This is a genomic window from Alkalitalea saponilacus, assembly GCF_900168165.1.
Lineage (GTDB): Bacteria > Bacteroidota > Bacteroidia > Bacteroidales > Marinilabiliaceae > Natronoflexus > Natronoflexus saponilacus.
On sequence record NZ_FUYV01000004.1, the window covers coordinates 200853 to 219293 of the forward strand.

The following is an 18441-nucleotide window of genomic DNA, read 5'->3' on the forward strand; positions in this document are numbered from 1 at the left end:
CTTTTTATGTGTATCCGCCCCCTATTTCGCCATTTTAATGTCTAAATGGGATTTAATGGCTGCCATAAATCCTTCGGTGGTCAGATAATGCTCATCTTTCAGATCTTTTCCGTGAATAGTCAGCGCAAGGTCTTTGGTCATTTGTCCACTTTCAACAGTCTCAACGCACACAGCTTCCAAAGTGTTTGCAAATTCAATAAGAGCTTGATTGTTATCCAGTTTGCCTCTGAAAGCTAAACCTCTTGTCCATGCAAAAATAGATGCAATTGGGTTGGTTGATGTGGGTTTTCCCTGTTGATGCATGCGGTAGTGACGTGTTACAGTACCATGAGCTGCTTCAGCTTCCATGGTTTTCCCATCGGGTGTTACCAATGTAGAGGTCATCAGCCCCAACGAACCAAATCCCTGTGCAAGCGTATCCGACTGAACATCACCATCATAGTTTTTACAAGCCCATACAAAATTACCGTTCCATTTAAGAGCTGCAGCCACCATATCGTCAATCAAGCGATGTTCGTATGTTATACCAAGTTCCTCAAACTTCTGCTTGTAATCATTGTCGTAAATCTCCTGAAAAATATCTTTGAATCTACCATCATATTTCTTCAGGATGGTATTTTTGGTGGAGAGATACAAAGGCCACTTTTTATTGATGGCCTGGTTGAAACAACTGTGAGCAAAACCTCTGATACTTTCGTCGGTATTATACATGGCTAAAGCTACGCCATCGCCTTCAAAGTCATAAACATCATAGGACTGAACCTCTCCGCCATCTTCGGGAGTGAAAGTGATGGTAAGTTTACCTTTCCCCTTCACCAGAAAATCTGTTGCACGGTACTGGTCTCCAAAGGCATGACGGCCAATGCAGATGGGATACTCCCACCCGGGAACCAGTCGTGGTAAATTTTTAATGATGATGGGTTCGCGGAAAACAGTCCCTCCCAAGATGTTACGAATGGTACCATTGGGTGACTTCCACATTTTCTTCAATCCAAACTCCTCTACACGGTTTTCGTCTGGTGTAATGGTGGCACATTTAATTCCCACATTGTATTTACGAATGGCATCGGCGGCATCTATTGTTATTTGATCATCAGTTGCGTCGCGGCTTTCCATTCCCAAGTCAAAATATTTAATATCAAGATCGAGATAAGGAAGAATCAGCTCTTCTTTAATCATTTTCCAAATGATGCGTGTCATTTCATCTCCATCCAGTTCAACCACCGGATTGATTACTTTTATTTTACTCATAGTTTAAATATTTATTAATTTCGGTTTAGAAATAAAATTAATTTTATACTGAAAATTCAACAAACAATCCATATGATTGTTTGTCGGAGCTCTATATATCTAATCCAAATCAAGGTTGAATTGTTGCTTTAGCATAGCCAAAGCAGGATTCTTCTCCATCATGACCTTCAACTTGTCAGCAGCTGTGAATACTTTTTCCTGAGGGGATGCCTGATCTTCTGCAACTTTCACCTTCAAACTTAACAAGCTGTTATGCAACTCCTTTTTTAAGAAAAGCATAATCGAATCTCTGTTCTTTTCAATTTCAACTTCCTGAACCGGACTTGATAATTCCAAATGAATGGTGTGATCCTTTTCTATTTGAGGTAAATGATTGTTCAGAATGGTAAACAAACGAACATTCTCTTTTTCAATTTCAGTGGCAAAACGCTTCCAGGCGTTTTGTAAATCCTGTATGGTGACAAGTTTGTTTAATTCTTCTGCAATAGACTCTTGTGCAATGTTATTTGATGTTTTAATTTCTGCATTTCCTGAGGATTGATTATTAGAAATAACCTTATTGATAGAAAAGGATGTGATTCCCGGAGCCTGTTTATTGATGCCTGAGCCTATATTTGCTGTCGATTGGTTGTTTGACTTAATCTGAGCGGGATTATTTTTTCGCTTTTTTGCTAATTCAACTGCTTTTTTTTTTCTGTCACAATGCGTGACAGGCTAATCAGCGCGAATTCGACGTGCAGTCGCTTATTGCGTGCAATTCTGTAATTTAGCTCACTGTTCGTTACAATTTTTAAAGCTTCAAACAGAAACTCTGCATCGCATTTTTGAGCCTGTTCCAAGTACCTTTGTTTAATGGATGCACCTACCTCCAGCAGGTTCACGGTTTGCGAGTCCTTACACATCAGAAGGTCACGAAGGTGACTGCTGAGTCCGTTCAGGAAGTGACTGCCATCAAATCCATGATTTAATATATCATTGAATATCAACAGGCTATTGGTGGTATCTTCAACTAAAAATGCATCTGTAATTCTAAAATAGTAGTCATAATCCAATACATTGAGATTGGCAATGACTTGCTGGTAAGTGATGTTTCGCCCGGAGAATGCCACAATCTGGTCGAAAATAGAAAGTGCATCACGCATTGCACCATCAGCTTTGGTGGCTATCACATTCAATGCTTCGTCTTCATAGGCAATCTGCTCTTTTTCGGCCACGTATTTCAGGTGCTGAACCGCTGTTTCAACCGTTATGCGGTTAAAATCAAAGGTCTGACAACGAGATAAAATGGTTGGCAGAATTTTGTGCTTTTCGGTGGTGGCAAGAATGAAAATGGCATGATTCGGTGGCTCTTCCAGTGTTTTAAGAAACGCGTTAAAAGCAGCCTGCGACAACATGTGTACCTCGTCGATGATGTATACGCTGTATTTTCCCATTTGAGGTGGTACACGAACCTTATCAATCAAGAGGCGGATGTCGTCTACCGAGTTGTTGCTGGCGGCATCCAATTCGTGAATGTTGTAAGAACGTTGCTCGTTAAAGGATTTACATGAAGCACATTCGTTACAGGCTTCAAAATCGCTTGTAATTGCCTGGCAATTTATTGTTTTTGCGAAAATACGAGCACAGGTTGTTTTTCCTACACCACGTGGACCACAAAACAGGTAGGCATGTGCCAATTGATTGTTTTTGATGGCATTTTTAAGGGTGGCGGTGATGTTCTCCTGCCCTTCAACTGTGGCAAATGTAGATGGACGATATTTTCGTGCCGAAACAATGTATTCCATAGTGTTGATAACCGCGTTTTTTTAGCAGCACTACAAAGATAAAAAAATCAAGCACTGATACAAACAGGTATGCGTTTTTGACCGAGGCATTTTTTCAATTTATCGCAGGTTGACAATAACATTGAATCAGTAAAATGTTTAAATTATTCCAATTCTTCGGACATGAAAACCAATCTTCCAAAGTTGGTGGCTCTGCTGTTGATGATGCGCAGCAGATTGAGCAATTCCATATGCATTTTACTGGATTCCAGTGATAAGGTATTTGGAGAAAGTAGTCGTTTGTAATGGCGTCTTTCCAGGTCAAATGCCATCAACGCATATTTGCGGTATTTTCGCTTCATTTTAAGCGCCTGGTTCTGATCCCAATTGTGCATTAATATCAAAGCTCTTTCAAGCTGTTTCAGGCATCGCTGATGGTAATTTTCAAGTTCTTTTTTTCCATCCGGGGAAAAATCTATGCGATTGTGCAGCCATTTTTCGCCTTGTCGAATAATATTTACCGAAACAATATCGGCAACCTGTTCCAGCTCATTTACTACGTGCATGAGCCGGAAAACCTCTTCAGACCAGGTTTCCATGGGCTTTGACTCATTTAGTTTCACCAGAAACTGATTGATCTCTTCACGATAAAAATCGGTTTTCTCTTCCCATGTTCGTATTTGTTTTATGGCTTTTTCATCACGATGAAAAAAAGGATCCATACAACGCTCTACCATTTTGTAAACCAAATTGCCCATATCTTCTATCTCTTTTTGTAAAAAGGGCATTGAGAGTTCAGGTGACGATAAGAGGTCTTTATTTAGATGTTGCAGAGCGTGAACCGGTTTCTCCTTGGGAACGGGAACAAGTTTCTCGGCCAGCTTTCCAATCAGACCGGTTGCCGGTAGCATAGTAAAAGCCATGAGGAAATTGAATATGGTATGCGCATTTGCCAATAGACGTGCGTTAGAAGCTGCTTGTCCGGAAATTGCAGCAGTTAAACTTGCCCAAGGTGTTAATAGCCAGATAAAGATCAGAGCACCAATTAAACGGAAAAGCGCATTGGCAACTGCCAGTTTTCTACCCGGGTAGGATGCCGTCATGGCGGCCAAAAGAGCAGTTACGGTTGTTCCGATGTTGGTACCTAGAATCAGAGGCAGTGATGCCTCAAATGAAAGAAGTCCGCTGTTGCAAAGTGTGATCAATATTCCGATAAAAGCGGCACTGCTCTGGATGAGTGCTGTAAACATCATTCCTGCAGCCATTCCGGCCAATGGATTTTCCAGATAAAGAAGTGCATTAATAAATTGATCATTGTCACGCAAAGGCTCCATGCCGTCCGACATCAGTTTCATACCAAAAAAGAGTACACCAAAACCCAGTATGATCTGTCCACCATGCTTCCATCCTCCTTTTGCGAAGTTACGAATGAAGAATCCAAGTCCGACAAACAAAAGCGCAAAATTACCTACATTGAATGAGATCAACTGAGTTGTAATGGTGGTTCCTATTCCGGTGCCTAAAAGCACCGGAAGGGTTTGTTTGAAAGTAATGAGAGATGCATCCACAAATCCCACTAAAACAACAGAAGCAGCACTGCTGCTTTGAAAAAGCAATGTAAGGATGACGCCGAAACCAACTCCTCCGGCCTTATTCTTTAGAAATGAATCGAGTAATTGCCTGAGCCGCGCCCCTGCCAGACTTTTTGTCCCAGAGCTCAGAAGATCCATTCCTAATAGAAAAATTCCTAATCCCCCAAATACGGCAATAAAAGTGATAAACTCCTCCATGTCAATGATAAATTCATGATTGGATTAAGTAACTATTTCAACTTTGTTTCTAAAGAATTTTGTAGATTATAGATTTGTATCCCGAAACTCTCGGGATTAGACAGATAGAATTTGTCTTGTCTATCGGTCTATAAATCTAATATCTAAAAATCTTTTTAATCTTTGGCACGCTTTTCCCAGATATTAGTTGATTAATTGTTTGTTGCTTGTCGAATCACTAAAATAATTCAAAAATATGAGAAATAAAGCGGTATATGCCATTATATTAACACTGGCTCTTTCGTCATGTGCCACACTTCAGCGGCACCAAACTGAGTCACAGCCTGATATTTTAAGCGGAAGTTGGGAAATGCGACAATGGATGCATAGTGATGATCTGGAGAGCGATTTTCCACGGGGAGTTCCTGTATTGGAGATCAACAGCAATAGAAATGAAGTAAGTGGATTCAACGGTTGTAACAGGCTGAACGGGCGATTCAGGTTCGATCGTGATGCATCATCCTTACAGTTTTTTGCCTTGCAGACCACGAAAATGTTCTGTTTGTCGGTGGCCGAAAACGATTTTTCCCGCATTATGACACTGGTTGACCGTTATCGTGTTACGGATAAAGAACTATACCTGTTGCAAGGTGATGAGTTGTTAATGGTTTTTCAACGAAAAACCATTAACGGTGGCCCACAATAATTTTTGCAACTTTAAATCCGGCAGAAGTCTCGGCATGCAGTAAATACAAGCCGGAAGGCAAATCGCTTACAGATATTCTAACAGCACTGTGAGCAGGTTTATCTGAATAAATCAGCTGACCACTTGATGAGTAAAGCGACAACTGATTGATGATGATGTCGTCCGGCATTTTAATGTGAACTGCATTGTAAGCCGGGTTTGGATAAACATATAGATCATTGATGACCAGATCTCGCTGGTTTAATGAGAGATCTTTTAAAACAATGTCCACGATGGTGTTAAATGGATCAAGATTGTGATCAATGGATGCTGACTCATGCCCCATTGCATTAACAGTTATGGAGTATTGTCCCTGTGCTTTTGCCGGAAAATGGTTAATGCCTGATTCATGTAAATGCCCATCAATGGAAACTGTTGCATTATTGATGATTTGGCCATTTTGATTGATGATGTTCAGGGTTAGAGGCAATAATTCCGGAACGGAAAGGTAGTGGAATCGCTTTTGGTTCAAGACCCATTGTTCAGATTCATGATCCCATGAGAAATCAGAAATGGTTTTTATCGAGTATTCATCGTTGTATTGATGAAACAACCGATAAATACCCTCCCAGTCCTCTTTTTCAGAATTCCAGATAAATCCAGTCTCCTCTTGTTCGTTGTTATCGGGATCAAAATGATTGGTTATCTGCCATCCGTCAATCCATTGACTAAGTGACTGATTCCAATTATAGTTGAACAATCCAATTAGGTTGCCTCTTGCATCATATTCATTTTCAACCTTCCACCAATTAATCCAAATATCAAAATCTCTATCCCACCGCAGAGCTTCCCACCCGGATTGTCTGCCATTGATGGTATAATAAAACTCCTTTTTTAAACTGCTGACCCATTTTCCTTCAACCGCATCCCAAAACATCGAAAGCTCACTTTCGAGCTGGCTCTTATCATTATAGATGTAAATGATTCTGTTATTTCCGATCCAGACCTCTTCAGTCAGATTTTTGTAATAAGAGGTTTTTGATATAATTTGGTTGGCATTGTTGTAAGTTATATCTTTTCGGGTAGTGATAAGCCATTGGTTTACATTACTATCCCACTTGAATTGCTCGGATTTAGTAACATTACCGTGCGAGTCGTACTGATGATTAATTCTCCAGTTGCCTTTCCAGGTTTCAGATCCTGAACTTTGAGTATAGTCGGCAATTTCAGAGGGGTGACGACCATCGCCAACGTATTTAAATTCTCGTTTTTCCCGATTCTCCCACTTTAAGTTGTTGAGATCAAATTCCCGTTTCAGGAATTGAGTCTGTCGTTTCAACTCATCAAAAGTATAGATATATGATTTATAATCATACCACTTCGAATCATCTTCACCAGCTTTTTGAAATACAATCTCCAGAACATTATTGTTTAAGTTGTACTTGTAGCTTGTTTTTTTATACTTTAAAGAATCAGAACTGGTATAGTTATTAAATATCAAAATGCTATCTGTGAGCGAAAAAGGGGTATTATGTATGGAAGAAAATAATTGTTGCTGTGAAATAATTGATTGTCCCTGTTCCTCAGCTGGAAGTGAGAAAGAGGTGATTCCATTTTGATGTGCAAAAAGATCGTCTGTAACAACATTTGTTGTTATTAGTAGTATGGATAATTTGAAAAGGAAACAGAGTAGATTTTTTTGCATTTTTTTTTGTTGATTATGTAAGTGTTTTAACGGTTTAAAGTAAAAAAAGTTGCTTACTGCATAAATAATTATTCTACCTCTCCATAAAGATCATGATCCTCTGCTAAGGTAATTTTTACTACGTAAAAATTACCTGTTTCCAATGGTTTTGATGCTGTTACCAAAACTTCGGGATCGACTTCGGGACTGTCAAACTCACTTCTGCCTATGTAATATCCTCCCTCCTCACGATCTATAATGACCTTGAGTTCTTTTCCTATTTTTGTTTCGTTGATTTCGCGACTGATGTTGCTTTGGAGCTCCATGATGGCATTGGCACGTTCTTGTTTAAGATCAGAGGGAACGTCATCCTTATAATTCAAATAGGCATATGTATCCTCCTCATGCGAATAAGGGAACACGCCCAATCTTTCAAAGCGCGTTTCTTCAACAAAATCCATCAGCTCCTGAAAATCCTGCTCAGTTTCGCCGGGGTGACCGGTTATCATGGTGGTTCGTAAATGAATGTCGGGAACTTTTTTTCTTATTTTTTCGATAAGATCAATGGTTTGCTTTTTGGTAATTTTTCGTTGCATGGCACTCAGCATGGGATCGGAAATGTGCTGCAAAGCAATGTCGAGATAGCGGCAAATCTTAGGATTATCTGCCATCACATCGAGGATATCCATCGGGAACCCTGCCGGATAGGCGTAATGGAGACGAATCCATTCAATTCCGTTAATTTTTGAAAGCTTCTCAATTAATGGAGCAAGCATCTGCTTTTTATGAGTATCGAGTCCATACCAGGATAAATCCTGTGCGATCAACTGTAGTTCTTTTACCCCTTTTTGTGCCAGTTTTTGAGATTCGTCTATCAGGCTCTCAATGGATCTGGATTGATGCTTTCCGGTGATGATGGGGATGGCACAATAGGAACAGGATCGGTTACAGCCTTCGGAAATTTTGAGGTATGCATAATGATCTGGAGTCGTAAGTGATCTTTCGTTCATAAGATCTGCACGGTATGTCATGCCCAAGTCCCTAATGAGATTTTTCCAGTCAAATTTTCCATAATACTTGTCAACTTCAGGGATTTCCTCTCCAAGTTGATCAATGTAACGCTCAGATAAACATCCCATGACGTAAAGCTGGCGAATTTGTCCCTTTTGCCGGGCTTCGGCAAAACTGAGGATGGTCTCAATGGACTCTTCCTTGGCATCACCAATAAAACCGCAAGTATTTATAACCACTATTTCACCACTTGGATTGGGAGAATCATGTTCAACCTCGAATCCTCCAGCCTGAAACTGTTTAATCAACAACTCAGAATCCACCAGGTTTTTACTGCAACCCAGTGTTATAACATCAACACGTTTCTTACTCATTCAGGTACTTAATTTCCAAACAGGGAGCCCACAAATGCTTCCCGGTTAAATGGTTGTAAATCATCCATTCCTTCACCAATCCCAATATATTTTACAGGCACTTTAAACTGGTCAGATACTCCAATAACTACACCACCTTTGGCAGTACCATCCAGTTTTGTGATGGCCAAGGCATTGACTTCGGTGGCAAGGGTAAATTGTTTGGCTTGTTCAAATGCATTTTGTCCTGTAGAGCCATCCAAAACCAAAAGTATTTCATGAGGTGCATCCGGCAAAACTTTTTGCATCACATTTTTGATTTTGGTCAATTCATTCATCAGGTTGATTTTATTGTGCAAACGGCCGGCTGTATCGATGATGACCACATCGGCATCGGTTGCTTTAGCAGAGGATAGAGCATCGTAGGCCACGGAAGCCGGGTCTGATCCCATTTTTTGTTTAATAAGAGGAACATCCACCCTTTTAGCCCATATTTCCAACTGATCGATGGCAGCAGCGCGAAAGGTATCGCCGGCTCCCAAAACAACCTTTTTGCCGGCGCTTTTGAATTTATGAGCCAGTTTGCCAATGGTGGTGGTTTTACCCACCCCGTTTACACCAACAACCATGATCACATATGGCTTGGATTGTTGGGGAATCTCAAAATCCGCGGAACTATTCACCGAGTTTTCAGCCAGCAGAGCCGTGATCTCTTCCTTTAGAATTTTATCAAGCTCTGAGGCATTGATAAACTTATCTTTGGCTACTCTATTTTCAATGCGCTCAATAATTTTAAGGGTGGTATCCACACCAACGTCGGAAGTGATAAGAACCTCCTCCAATTGGTCAAGTACATCTTCATCAACCTTTGATTTTCCTACAACAACTCGGGTAAGCTTTTTTAATACACTCTCTTTGGTTTTGGATAAACCCTGATCGAGCCGTTCTTTTTTGGCACGGTTAAAACTTCCAAATAGTCCCATTATTATAATTGATTATGTCTATGATTGGCTAATTTATAAAACCTTGCAAATATAATGATTAAAAACAAAAAAAGGGACCTGTCTGAACGACAAGTCCCCTTTTGAATAAAATAATCCGATATTCCGGCTATTTGCTGAAAAATTCTTTCACATTGTCATTGGTCACCATTTCCGAACGGAAAGAGTAAGAACCGGTTTTAGGTGATTTCACCATTTTAATGACACGGGTATGTCCTTTACCTTCGCCTTTTTTCTGCAGGGTTGCTACTACTTTCTTTGCCATGACTTAAAATTTACTTGATTTCACGATGTACAGTCATCCTTCTCAAAATGGGATTGTATTTTTTCAATTCCATTCTGTCGGGTGTATTTTTTCTGTTTTTAACGGTAATATACCTGGAAGTTCCGGGTTGGCCGCTTTCTTTGTGCTCAGTGCATTCAAGTATTACCTGGATGCGATTTCCTTTAGCTTTCTTTGCCATTTTATCTACCCTCCCTTATTATAATTTTGTACTTAAAAGTCCATTATCCTGCGCTCTTTTTATCGCAGCCTGCACACCAATTTTATTAATCAAACGAAGGCCGGAAGCCGATACTCTCAACTTAACCCAACGTTTCTCTTCAGGCAAATAGAAATTTTTGTAAAACAGATTTACATCAAATTTTCTTTTGGTGCGTCTTTTTGAATGGGAAACGTTGTTTCCTACCATTGCCTTTTTACCAGTTATTTCACAAACTTTTGACATCTCTCAAATGTTTTTTGTATCTACGTTTTTCAAACAGAGCGCAAAATACGTGATTTTCTTTTAAAATTGCAAATAGTTCGCGCTTTTATTTCTGTTAATTGTTGTTTTTTCTTTAAATTTATGGTTGCTGTTCGCTTTTCATCATCTGAAATTTTCAATTAATCAGAAAGTTCATGAAATTATCTGACTAATCAATTCCCGCTCAAAAATCTAAATCTCTATAGGTCTAAGAATCTATTCTTCAATTACAACGTCCCTCTTTCCAATAGTTGTTTCATGATAATGATTCCTGCTTCCGCTGTTCTGAGAATATTCCGTTCCCGGTTATTGCCAAAATTAAATGAGCGGCTGATTACTTTTTCTCCATCGGACCATGCCAACCAAACTGTTCCAACTGGCTTTTCATCGGTGCCTCCCGATGGCCCTGCAATTCCTGAACTGGCAATGGCATAATCGCTTCCTAATCGCTTGCATGCACCTTTGGCCATTTGTTCAACAACTTCACGACTCACTGCTCCATATTTTTCAATGGAGGTGGAATCTACTCCCAAAAGGTTGTATTTTAAGTTGTTGCTGTAGGCAACAACGCCTCCCATAAAGGCGTTGGATGCTCCGGCAACGGATGTGATTAAATGCGACATAAGTCCACCTGAACAGCTTTCAGCACAGCTTATTGTCTTATCTTTACTAAATAGTAAGTTCAATAGTGATGATTCGGGTTTTTCATCATCAAATCCAAAGATGTTTTCTTTGACTAATGGGTATAACAACTTAATAGCATTTTCAATGGCCGATTCGATTTGTTGGGCGTTTTCGCCTTTTCCGCTGATTCGTAACCTTAATTTTCCGGGTGATGGAAGATAGGCCACTTTTAAAAATGCAGGAATCTGATCTTCCCAATCGGACAGCATTTCAGCCAAAACAGCTTCAGGTATGTTGAAGATGTGAACAGTTCGATGGCGAACAATGCCGTTGGTAAATTTTGCTTTTAAACGAGGTATCACCTCATTTTCCATGGCATGTTTCATCTCTGTTGGAACTCCCGGCATGGATACAACAATTAATCCGCTTTCTTCAAACCACATAATTGGTGCTGTTCCAACGGGGTTTCGGATGATGTCACATTTTTCCGGAACAAGTGCCTGATCCTTGTTGAGTTGATTGATGTGGCCAACCCGATGCTTCAGAAATGTCTCAACATCATCCATTATTTGCTGGTTAAAAACCAGTTGGGTTTTAAAGTACTTACATAAGGCGGCTTTGGTTATATCGTCTCGTGTTGGTCCCAGTCCCCCGGTAAGAAGAACGATTGTTGATCGGCTGGCAGCTTCCCTAATGGCATTTAGTATTTCCTCTTCCCCATCACTTACAGATGTAATCCTGTTGATGAACATGCCGGCCTTATTCAGCTCCCTGGCCATCCATGCCGAGTTGGTGTCCACCACCTGACCAATCAGAAGTTCGTCACCTATGGTTATGATTTCTACCTGCATTACTTTTTTATAAAGTGCTTAAAATTAATTATTAACAATTACTTACTTGAATTTTTATTGCTCTTTAGTGTCAAATATGAATTACCTCCCTCGCTCACGTCTAAGCCAAGGGGGAACACCAAACGCACTGGGTTAACCCGTCATTTTATGGTTGGCTTGACACTTGTAAAACTATCCAGAGCTTCCAGTCGCTTCAACAGCGGAGGATGCGAATAATTAAAAAAGACAAACCATGGATGTGGTGTGGGATTGTTGAGTGCCGTTGCAGATATTTTCTTGAGTGCCGATTGCAAGGCTGAAGCATTTGCATATTTTGCTGCAAAGGCATCGGCCTGATATTCCTGTCGTCTCGATAAAATGGTCATTCCCAAACCGGCCATAGCACTGATAGGACTGTACAACAAGCCAAAACCCAGTAATGCCACATGGAAAACGGGACTTGCAACTCCCAAAGCTTGGGAAATACCGGGATGGTTAATAAACCAACCCAATAAGAACAAAGTGATTCCTGTTTGCAAAATCCCCAATATGGTTCCCCTGATGGTGTGTTTTAACCGATAATGACCGATCTCATGAGCCAATACGGCCACAATTTCATCTTTGTCCAGATCATTTATCAGAGTATCAAACAGGACAATGCGTTTGTTTTCCCCAAATCCGCTAAAAAAGGCATTGGCTTTGGTACTTCGTTTTGACCCATCCATCACATAAACATTCTCCAACGAGAATCCTGCTTTGCGGCTCATGGATTCAATGGCCGACTTCAGCTCCCCTTCTTCGAGGGGAGTTAGTTTATTGAACAGCGGAAGAATGAGCGTGGTGTAAAATTTACTGAAAAAGATCATGAACAAGGATAATCCACCCCAGGCATAAAGCCAGAATAATGATCCGGCAGTATGATAGAACCAAACCACCAGCCATAGCAGCAACCCACCAATTAAGGCTCCCAGAAGCAATGATTTAATCAGGTCTGTGATAAAGGTGGACTTCGTGGTGCGGTTGAATCCAAAGCGTTCTTCTATAACAAAAGTGCTGTATATGGAAAAAGGCAAGGAGAGAATCATTGAACCAAGTCCGATTGCCCCAAAATATACCAATGGTTGTAAGTATTTGTGTCCAATAAAGTTTTCAACGGTGTAATGCAGCCATCCAAAACCTTGATACCATAACACCATCAATATGAGGATGGTTGAAACAGCTGAAGAGAACAGGCCAAAACGATAATTGGCGATCCGGTATTCTTTCTGTTTTTGGAATTTATCTTGCGGGTAAACATCTTCTAAACGTTTTGGAACTTTGTCGCTCCAGCTTTTTCGATTGAGTTCGCCCAGAAAAAAATCCCACAATGCCTCAAAAATAATGATGGCGAATATAATATAGAGTAATGGATGCATGTTTTGCAGTTTTTATTCATACAAATGCAGAGTTCTCTTAAGTGTTAACCGATAAGAACTCTGCATGTTTATAAATGGTAGAAACCTACTTCTTTCTTTTTTGTTTTCCGGTTATGGCTGTATCAATGAGTGGTTTTTTAAACGACTGGTAAATAAGCACTCCCGCCAGTATAACAAAAGGAATACTTAAAATTTGCCCCATGTTCAGTGTCATGGTCTCTTCAAAAGCTTCCTGGTTTTCTTTCACAAACTCGATTAAAATCCGGGTTGCAAAAATACCAATCAAAAACACTCCAAAAATAAGGCCCTGACGCTTAGCAGCATTGGTTTTCCAATACATGAAGATTAACACGATAAACGTGATCAGATAACTGATGGCTTCGTAAAGCTGAGCCGGGTGTCGTGGTATTTCTGGGTTATGAACATGAGCTTTCTCAAAAACAAAAGCCCATGGTACGGTTGTGGGACTACCAATGATTTCTGAGTTCATGAGGTTTCCCAGGCGAATAAATACGGCTGCCAATGCTACAGCAATCACCAATTTGTCCATAGTCCACAACATCGATCTCTTTGTCACCAGTTTTGAATATAGCCAAATAGCCACAAGAATGCCAATGGCACCTCCATGGCTGGCCAGTCCTCCCCGCCAAACCATCAGGATTTCTCCGGGATTTTGGGAGTAATAATCCCATCCATAAAAGAAGACATGTCCCAAACGTGCTCCTATTACAGTGGCTACCATTACGTAAATGAATAATTTTTCCATCCACTCCTCCGGCGCATTATCCCTGCGAAACATTCTGTCAACCAGGTAATAACCCAGTAAAAAGGCCATAGCAAAGAACAATCCATAATACCTAACCGACAGAGGCCCAAGTGAGAATATCTCTGGATTCGGAGCCCATGTTATATAATTTACTAACTCCATAATACAACTAATTATTTATATAGTTCATTTAAAATTTAGTTTGTTAAAATTTAGATTTTAATAATTCTATAGATTGTATATCTATACCAAGATATTCGGGATAGACAGTTAGAATAGTTTAGAAGATGATTAGACACAACTGGTTTTCTTTTTTGTCTTGTCTATCGGTCTATATGTCTAACAATCTAATTTTCTATCTTTTAAATTAATCAAGCTCCCTTGCCATGACACTGTTTGTATTTTTTTCCGCTTCCACAGGGACAGGGTTCGTTTCTTCCTACTTTCTTTTCAACCCGAACAGGTTGTGTTACCTGTGCACGTTTTTGATCCCCTCCCGGTTGTCCGTAGCCTGGTGTTCCGGCTCCAGGATCGTCTTTTTGCGTTCTAAGTCGGCTTAAATCTGTACTCCTGCGTTGCTCAGCCTGTCTCACCTGACTGGCATCTCTAATTGGTATATGAGCCTTTGATAAAGACGATGCGATGGTTCGGTTGTTTTTACCGATCATGGACTTAAACAGGTTGAACGATTCAAATTTATAAATCAAAAGCGGATCTTTTTGCTCATAGGATGCATTCTGAACCGCCTGTTTAAGATCATCCAACTCCCTTAAATGTTCTTTCCACGCTTCGTCAATGGTAATCAACATCATAGCTTTTTCAAACGAGCGGGACAGTTCCATTCCTTCCGATTCATAAGCACGCTTCAGGTTCGTGTTGATTTGAAATACGCGTTGAGCGTCAGAAATGGGTACCACGATGTTCTCGTATAATTCAGATTTTGTTTCGTAAACATTTTTAATGACCGGGAAAGCTTGTTTGGCCATTGTTTCAACCTTACGACGGTAACTTTTCCATACCTCGTCATGCATTTTATCGGTCAACTCATTAGGCTGACCTTTTAAGAATTCATCCTTTGAGAAAGGCGTATCAACAGAGAATATCCGAAGAAGATCTTCTTTGAATTGATCGAAATCAGCCGTCTGTTGATGTTCATCCACCATACCTTCGATGGTGTCGTACATCATATTTGAAATTTCAACCTGCATGCGTTCTCCAAAAAGAGCACGGCGACGTTTGGTGTAAATCACCTCCCTTTGGGAATTCATTACATCATCATACTCCAGTAATCGCTTACGTATGCCGAAGTTGTTCTCCTCCACTTTTCTTTGAGCACGTTCAATGGACTTGGTGATCATGCCGTGCTGAATCATCTCTCCTTCTTCAACACCAAGCCTGTCCATGTATTTTACCAAACGGTCAGAGCCAAACAGACGCATCAGGTCATCTTCCAGTGACACAAAGAACTGAGAAGAACCAGGGTCACCCTGACGACCGGCACGTCCGCGCAACTGACGGTCAACCCGTCGGGACTCATGCCGCTCGGTACCTACAATGGCCAAACCTCCGGCAGCCTTAACCTCCTGAGAAAGCTTGATATCGGTACCACGACCAGCCATGTTGGTGGCTATGGTAACCGTACCACTATTTCCTGCTTCGGCAACAATGTCGGCCTCTTTCTGGTGAAGCTTGGCGTTAAGCACGTTGTGCTTAATGCCTCTGATTTTAAGCATCCGGCTCAATAGTTCCGAAACCTCCACATTGGTGGTTCCCACCAACACAGGTCTTCCGGCTTTTACAAGTTCAACTATTTCATCAATTACAGCGTTGTATTTCTCTCTTTTTGTTTTGTATACCTTATCATTCATATCCTTACGCTGAATGGGTCGGTTGGTAGGAATCACCACCACATCCAGTTTATAGATATTCCACAATTCACCTGCTTCTGTTTCCGCTGTACCGGTCATACCGGCCAGTTTGTTGTACATCCGGAAATAGTTCTGAAGCGTGATGGTGGCATAGGTCTGCGTTGCAGCTTCCACCTTAACCCGCTCTTTGGCCTCAATGGCCTGGTGCAACCCATCAGAATAACGTCGGCCTTCCATGATACGGCCAGTTTGCTCATCTACAATTTTTACTTTGTTATCCATCACCACATACTCCACATCCTTTTCGAACATGGTGTAGGCTTTAAGCAGCTGGTTAATGGTATGCACCCTTTCTGATTTGATGCTGTAATTCTGCATCAGCTCATCCTTCTTAGCACGGAACTCCTCCTCAGGAAAGCCGGCCTTTTCGAGGGAGGCCATTTCGGTTCCTATATCGGGAAGAACAAAGAATTGGGGATCTTCAGAGTCCCCGGTAATCAGATCAATTCCTTTGTCGGTTAACTGAACCGAATTGGTTTTCTCCTCAATGACGAAATAGAGAGGATCGGTAACTACATGCATATTTTTGTTGTTTTCCTGCATGTAGAAATTTTCCGTTTTGAGCATTCCTGCTTTTACCCCTGGCTCACTGAGAAACTTGATCAAAGGTTTGTTTTTGGGCATTCCTTTGAATGCTCTAAGAAGCAATAAGTTCCCTTCATCCTGAGTCTTAGAGTCCGACGATTTAAGTTTTTGTTTAGCATCGGAAAGCAGCTTTGAAACCAAATTTCTTTGGGTTTCAAACAGTCGCTCAACTTTTGGTCTCATCTCTGTAAAGAGCTGATCATCGCCACGGGGAATGGGACCTGAAATGATTAGTGGTGTTCTGGCATCATCAATCAACACCGAATCCACCTCGTCAACAATGGCATAATTGTGCGACCGCTGAACCAAATCATCAGGAGAAATGGCCATGTTATCGCGTAGATAATCAAAACCAAATTCATTATTGGTACCATAGGTTATATCGGCTTTATAAGCCTTTCGGCGTTCGGCAGAGTTGGGCTGGTGCTTGTCGATACAGTCCACACTTAACCCGTGGAACATGAAAATGGGACCCATCCACTCTGAGTCACGTTTTGCCAGATAGTCATTCACCGTTACAATGTGAACACCGCGTCCGGTTAGCGCATTTAAAAAGACAGGCAAAGTCGCAACCAGCGTTTTACCTTCCCCTGTGCTCATCTCCGCAATTTTTCCCTGGTGAAGAACAGCACCACCAATGAGCTGTACATCATAGTGTACCATATCCCATTTAACCGTGTTTCCTCCGGCAATCCATGAGTTGCTAAAAATGGCTTTGTCTCCTTTAATTTCAACAAAATCATGAACTGTAGCCAGCTCGCGGTCAAAATCGGTAGCAGTAACTTCAATGGTTTCATTCTCTTTGAACCTTCTGCCAGTATCCTTTACAATTGAAAATGCTACTGGAAGAACCTCCTCAAGCACCACTTCAAGCTTAGCGGTGATTTCGTTCTCTAGTGTATCAATTTCTTCGTAAATCCGTTCTCTTTCGTCAATATCGGGATCTTCATTCTCAATGCGGGCTTTTAGTGAGTCAATTCTGTTTTGCTCTTCGGCAACCGCATCAAATATGGTTTTTCTAACTTCATCGGTACGCTTTCGTAGTTCATCGTTCGATAGGGATTCTATTTCAGAGTAAACTTCCTTGACTTTATCAACATAAGGGGCGAGAACTTTCATGTCACGTTTTGACTTGTCTCCCACAAAAACTGATAGTATTGTATTAACAATGCTCATATAATATATTATTTATTGATTTCTTGAGATTTAAAATTACACATTTTTTCCATGATTGTAACAGTTCGTTACGGAAGCACAAACTCTGAAAATAAAGGAGTAAGTATTTGTGCGGGAAATTAATGTGATGTTTGAAAGCGAATCTTTCAGCTAAAACGGGGGCCTGCACGGATGGAGTGAATAAATCCGGTGCAGGATTGCAGAAATTCCTCAAACGCAGGATGCAAATTGTCAGTAAATCTGTCTGCGACAGGAAAACCGGAATGACAAACAACGGCACTCTGACCAGAATTCAACTCATCCGAAGCCTGTTTCAAACAAATGGTGGTTGAAACGGATTTGATTTTTATTTGTGGATAAAGTGCTGCCTCAGCAAGTTGCAAAGCTGCGGAGAAGTTTTCAATGATGTTGCCTTTCAACAATCCGTGCTCGTAAATAAATACACAGGCATCGGAATTGCATGTCGTTTCATTAAAGCTGAGTGCTGATTTGAAAAAATCAGCTGATATAATCCGGATGTGGTGTTGACTGGTTGATGAAAACCGGAAAAGTCCGTTTTTATCCAGTACATCATCTTTGTACACCGAGATGACTACGGTGAGCGATAATCCAATGATGGTTAGATATGCGATATCTGGACGCTTTTTCATTTCCGGCTTAACTGTTTTTTACGACATGTAAAGATGACAAAAGATTTTCAAATCACCCTGAAAAGTTTGTTAAAATTGTGAATGTTTATGGCAGTGAGCAGAAAATAGTGCATATTTAAAAAATAATGGCGTGCTCCACCGACCGAAGAAATCAGCCATGACCACAACGGTTAGGAGGCACGCCATTAGATTTAACTATTAACA

General features: G+C 40.8%; 16 protein-coding genes. 1 reads left to right on the top strand and 15 read right to left on the bottom strand.

Features of this window, described 5'->3' with window-relative positions; all coding sequences use genetic code 11:
- Positions 1 to 21 precede the first annotated feature (21 nt).
- The 4 genes from B5X70_RS05255 to B5X70_RS05270 form a co-directional block, all read right to left on the bottom strand.
- A complete protein-coding gene (locus tag B5X70_RS05255; protein WP_079556835.1) occupies positions 22 to 1251 on the bottom strand; it encodes an isocitrate dehydrogenase (NADP(+)) in 1230 nt (409 codons plus the stop codon).
- Between the two features lie 99 nt (positions 1252 to 1350).
- Entirely contained in the window at positions 1351 to 1644 is a 294-nt protein-coding gene (locus B5X70_RS05260; protein ID WP_079556836.1) for a hypothetical protein, read from the bottom strand.
- A gap of 278 nt (positions 1645 to 1922) precedes the next feature.
- Positions 1923 to 3035, bottom strand: coding sequence for a DNA polymerase III subunit gamma/tau (locus tag B5X70_RS05265; protein ID WP_079556837.1), 1113 nt, complete (start codon positions 3033 to 3035; stop codon positions 1923 to 1925).
- Positions 3036 to 3178: 143 nt separating this feature from the next.
- A complete protein-coding gene (locus B5X70_RS05270; RefSeq protein ID WP_079556838.1) occupies positions 3179 to 4804 on the bottom strand; it encodes a Na/Pi cotransporter family protein in 1626 nt (541 codons plus the stop codon).
- Between the two features lie 235 nt (positions 4805 to 5039).
- Between B5X70_RS05270 and B5X70_RS05275 the strand changes: the two genes are divergently transcribed.
- The gene (locus B5X70_RS05275) at positions 5040 to 5489 is read left to right on the top strand and encodes an META domain-containing protein (RefSeq protein WP_079556839.1); all 450 of its coding nucleotides are present in this window, start codon (positions 5040 to 5042) and stop codon (positions 5487 to 5489) included.
- On the opposite strand, the gene B5X70_RS05280 is transcribed toward B5X70_RS05275, so the two are convergent.
- The 11 genes from B5X70_RS05280 to B5X70_RS05330 form a co-directional block, all read right to left on the bottom strand.
- On the bottom strand, positions 5470 to 7173 hold the full coding sequence (locus B5X70_RS05280; RefSeq protein ID WP_079556840.1) for a T9SS type A sorting domain-containing protein: 1704 nt from the start codon (positions 7171 to 7173) through the stop codon (positions 5470 to 5472). The two genes, B5X70_RS05275 and B5X70_RS05280, sit on opposite strands and share 20 nt — an antisense overlap.
- 68 nt (positions 7174 to 7241) lie before the next feature.
- On the bottom strand, positions 7242 to 8537 hold the full coding sequence (gene rimO / locus B5X70_RS05285; RefSeq protein WP_079556841.1) for a 30S ribosomal protein S12 methylthiotransferase RimO: 1296 nt from the start codon (positions 8535 to 8537) through the stop codon (positions 7242 to 7244).
- Between the two features lie 8 nt (positions 8538 to 8545).
- Positions 8546 to 9499 carry a signal recognition particle-docking protein FtsY gene (ftsY, locus tag B5X70_RS05290; RefSeq protein ID WP_079556842.1) on the bottom strand — a complete coding sequence of 318 codons (954 nt, stop codon included), beginning with the start codon at positions 9497 to 9499 and terminating at the stop codon, positions 8546 to 8548.
- A gap of 127 nt (positions 9500 to 9626) precedes the next feature.
- The gene (locus B5X70_RS05295; RefSeq protein ID WP_079556843.1) at positions 9627 to 9782 is read right to left on the bottom strand and encodes a DUF4295 domain-containing protein; all 156 of its coding nucleotides are present in this window, start codon (positions 9780 to 9782) and stop codon (positions 9627 to 9629) included.
- 10 nt (positions 9783 to 9792) lie between these two features.
- A complete protein-coding gene (gene rpmG, locus B5X70_RS05300) occupies positions 9793 to 9981 on the bottom strand; it encodes a 50S ribosomal protein L33 (protein WP_079556844.1) in 189 nt (62 codons plus the stop codon).
- Positions 9982 to 9999: 18 nt separating this feature from the next.
- Positions 10000 to 10245 (bottom strand): 50S ribosomal protein L28, encoded by a 246-nt coding sequence (gene rpmB, locus B5X70_RS05305; RefSeq protein WP_079556845.1) that lies wholly within the window; start codon positions 10243 to 10245, stop codon positions 10000 to 10002.
- Between the two features lie 245 nt (positions 10246 to 10490).
- A complete protein-coding gene (locus B5X70_RS05310) occupies positions 10491 to 11738 on the bottom strand; it encodes a competence/damage-inducible protein A (RefSeq protein WP_079556846.1) in 1248 nt (415 codons plus the stop codon).
- Positions 11739 to 11878: 140 nt separating this feature from the next.
- Positions 11879 to 13132, bottom strand: coding sequence for a M48 family metallopeptidase (locus B5X70_RS05315; protein WP_079556847.1), 1254 nt, complete (start codon positions 13130 to 13132; stop codon positions 11879 to 11881).
- Positions 13133 to 13217: 85 nt separating this feature from the next.
- A complete protein-coding gene (lgt, locus tag B5X70_RS05320; RefSeq protein ID WP_079556848.1) occupies positions 13218 to 14060 on the bottom strand; it encodes a prolipoprotein diacylglyceryl transferase in 843 nt (280 codons plus the stop codon).
- A 209-nt stretch (positions 14061 to 14269) separates the two neighbouring features.
- Positions 14270 to 17587, bottom strand: a complete 3318-nt coding sequence (secA, locus tag B5X70_RS05325; RefSeq protein ID WP_079556849.1) for a preprotein translocase subunit SecA — start codon at positions 17585 to 17587, stop codon at positions 14270 to 14272.
- A gap of 146 nt (positions 17588 to 17733) precedes the next feature.
- Positions 17734 to 18237 (bottom strand): hypothetical protein, encoded by a 504-nt coding sequence (locus B5X70_RS05330; protein WP_079556850.1) that lies wholly within the window; start codon positions 18235 to 18237, stop codon positions 17734 to 17736.
- Positions 18238 to 18441: the final 204 nt, after the last annotated feature.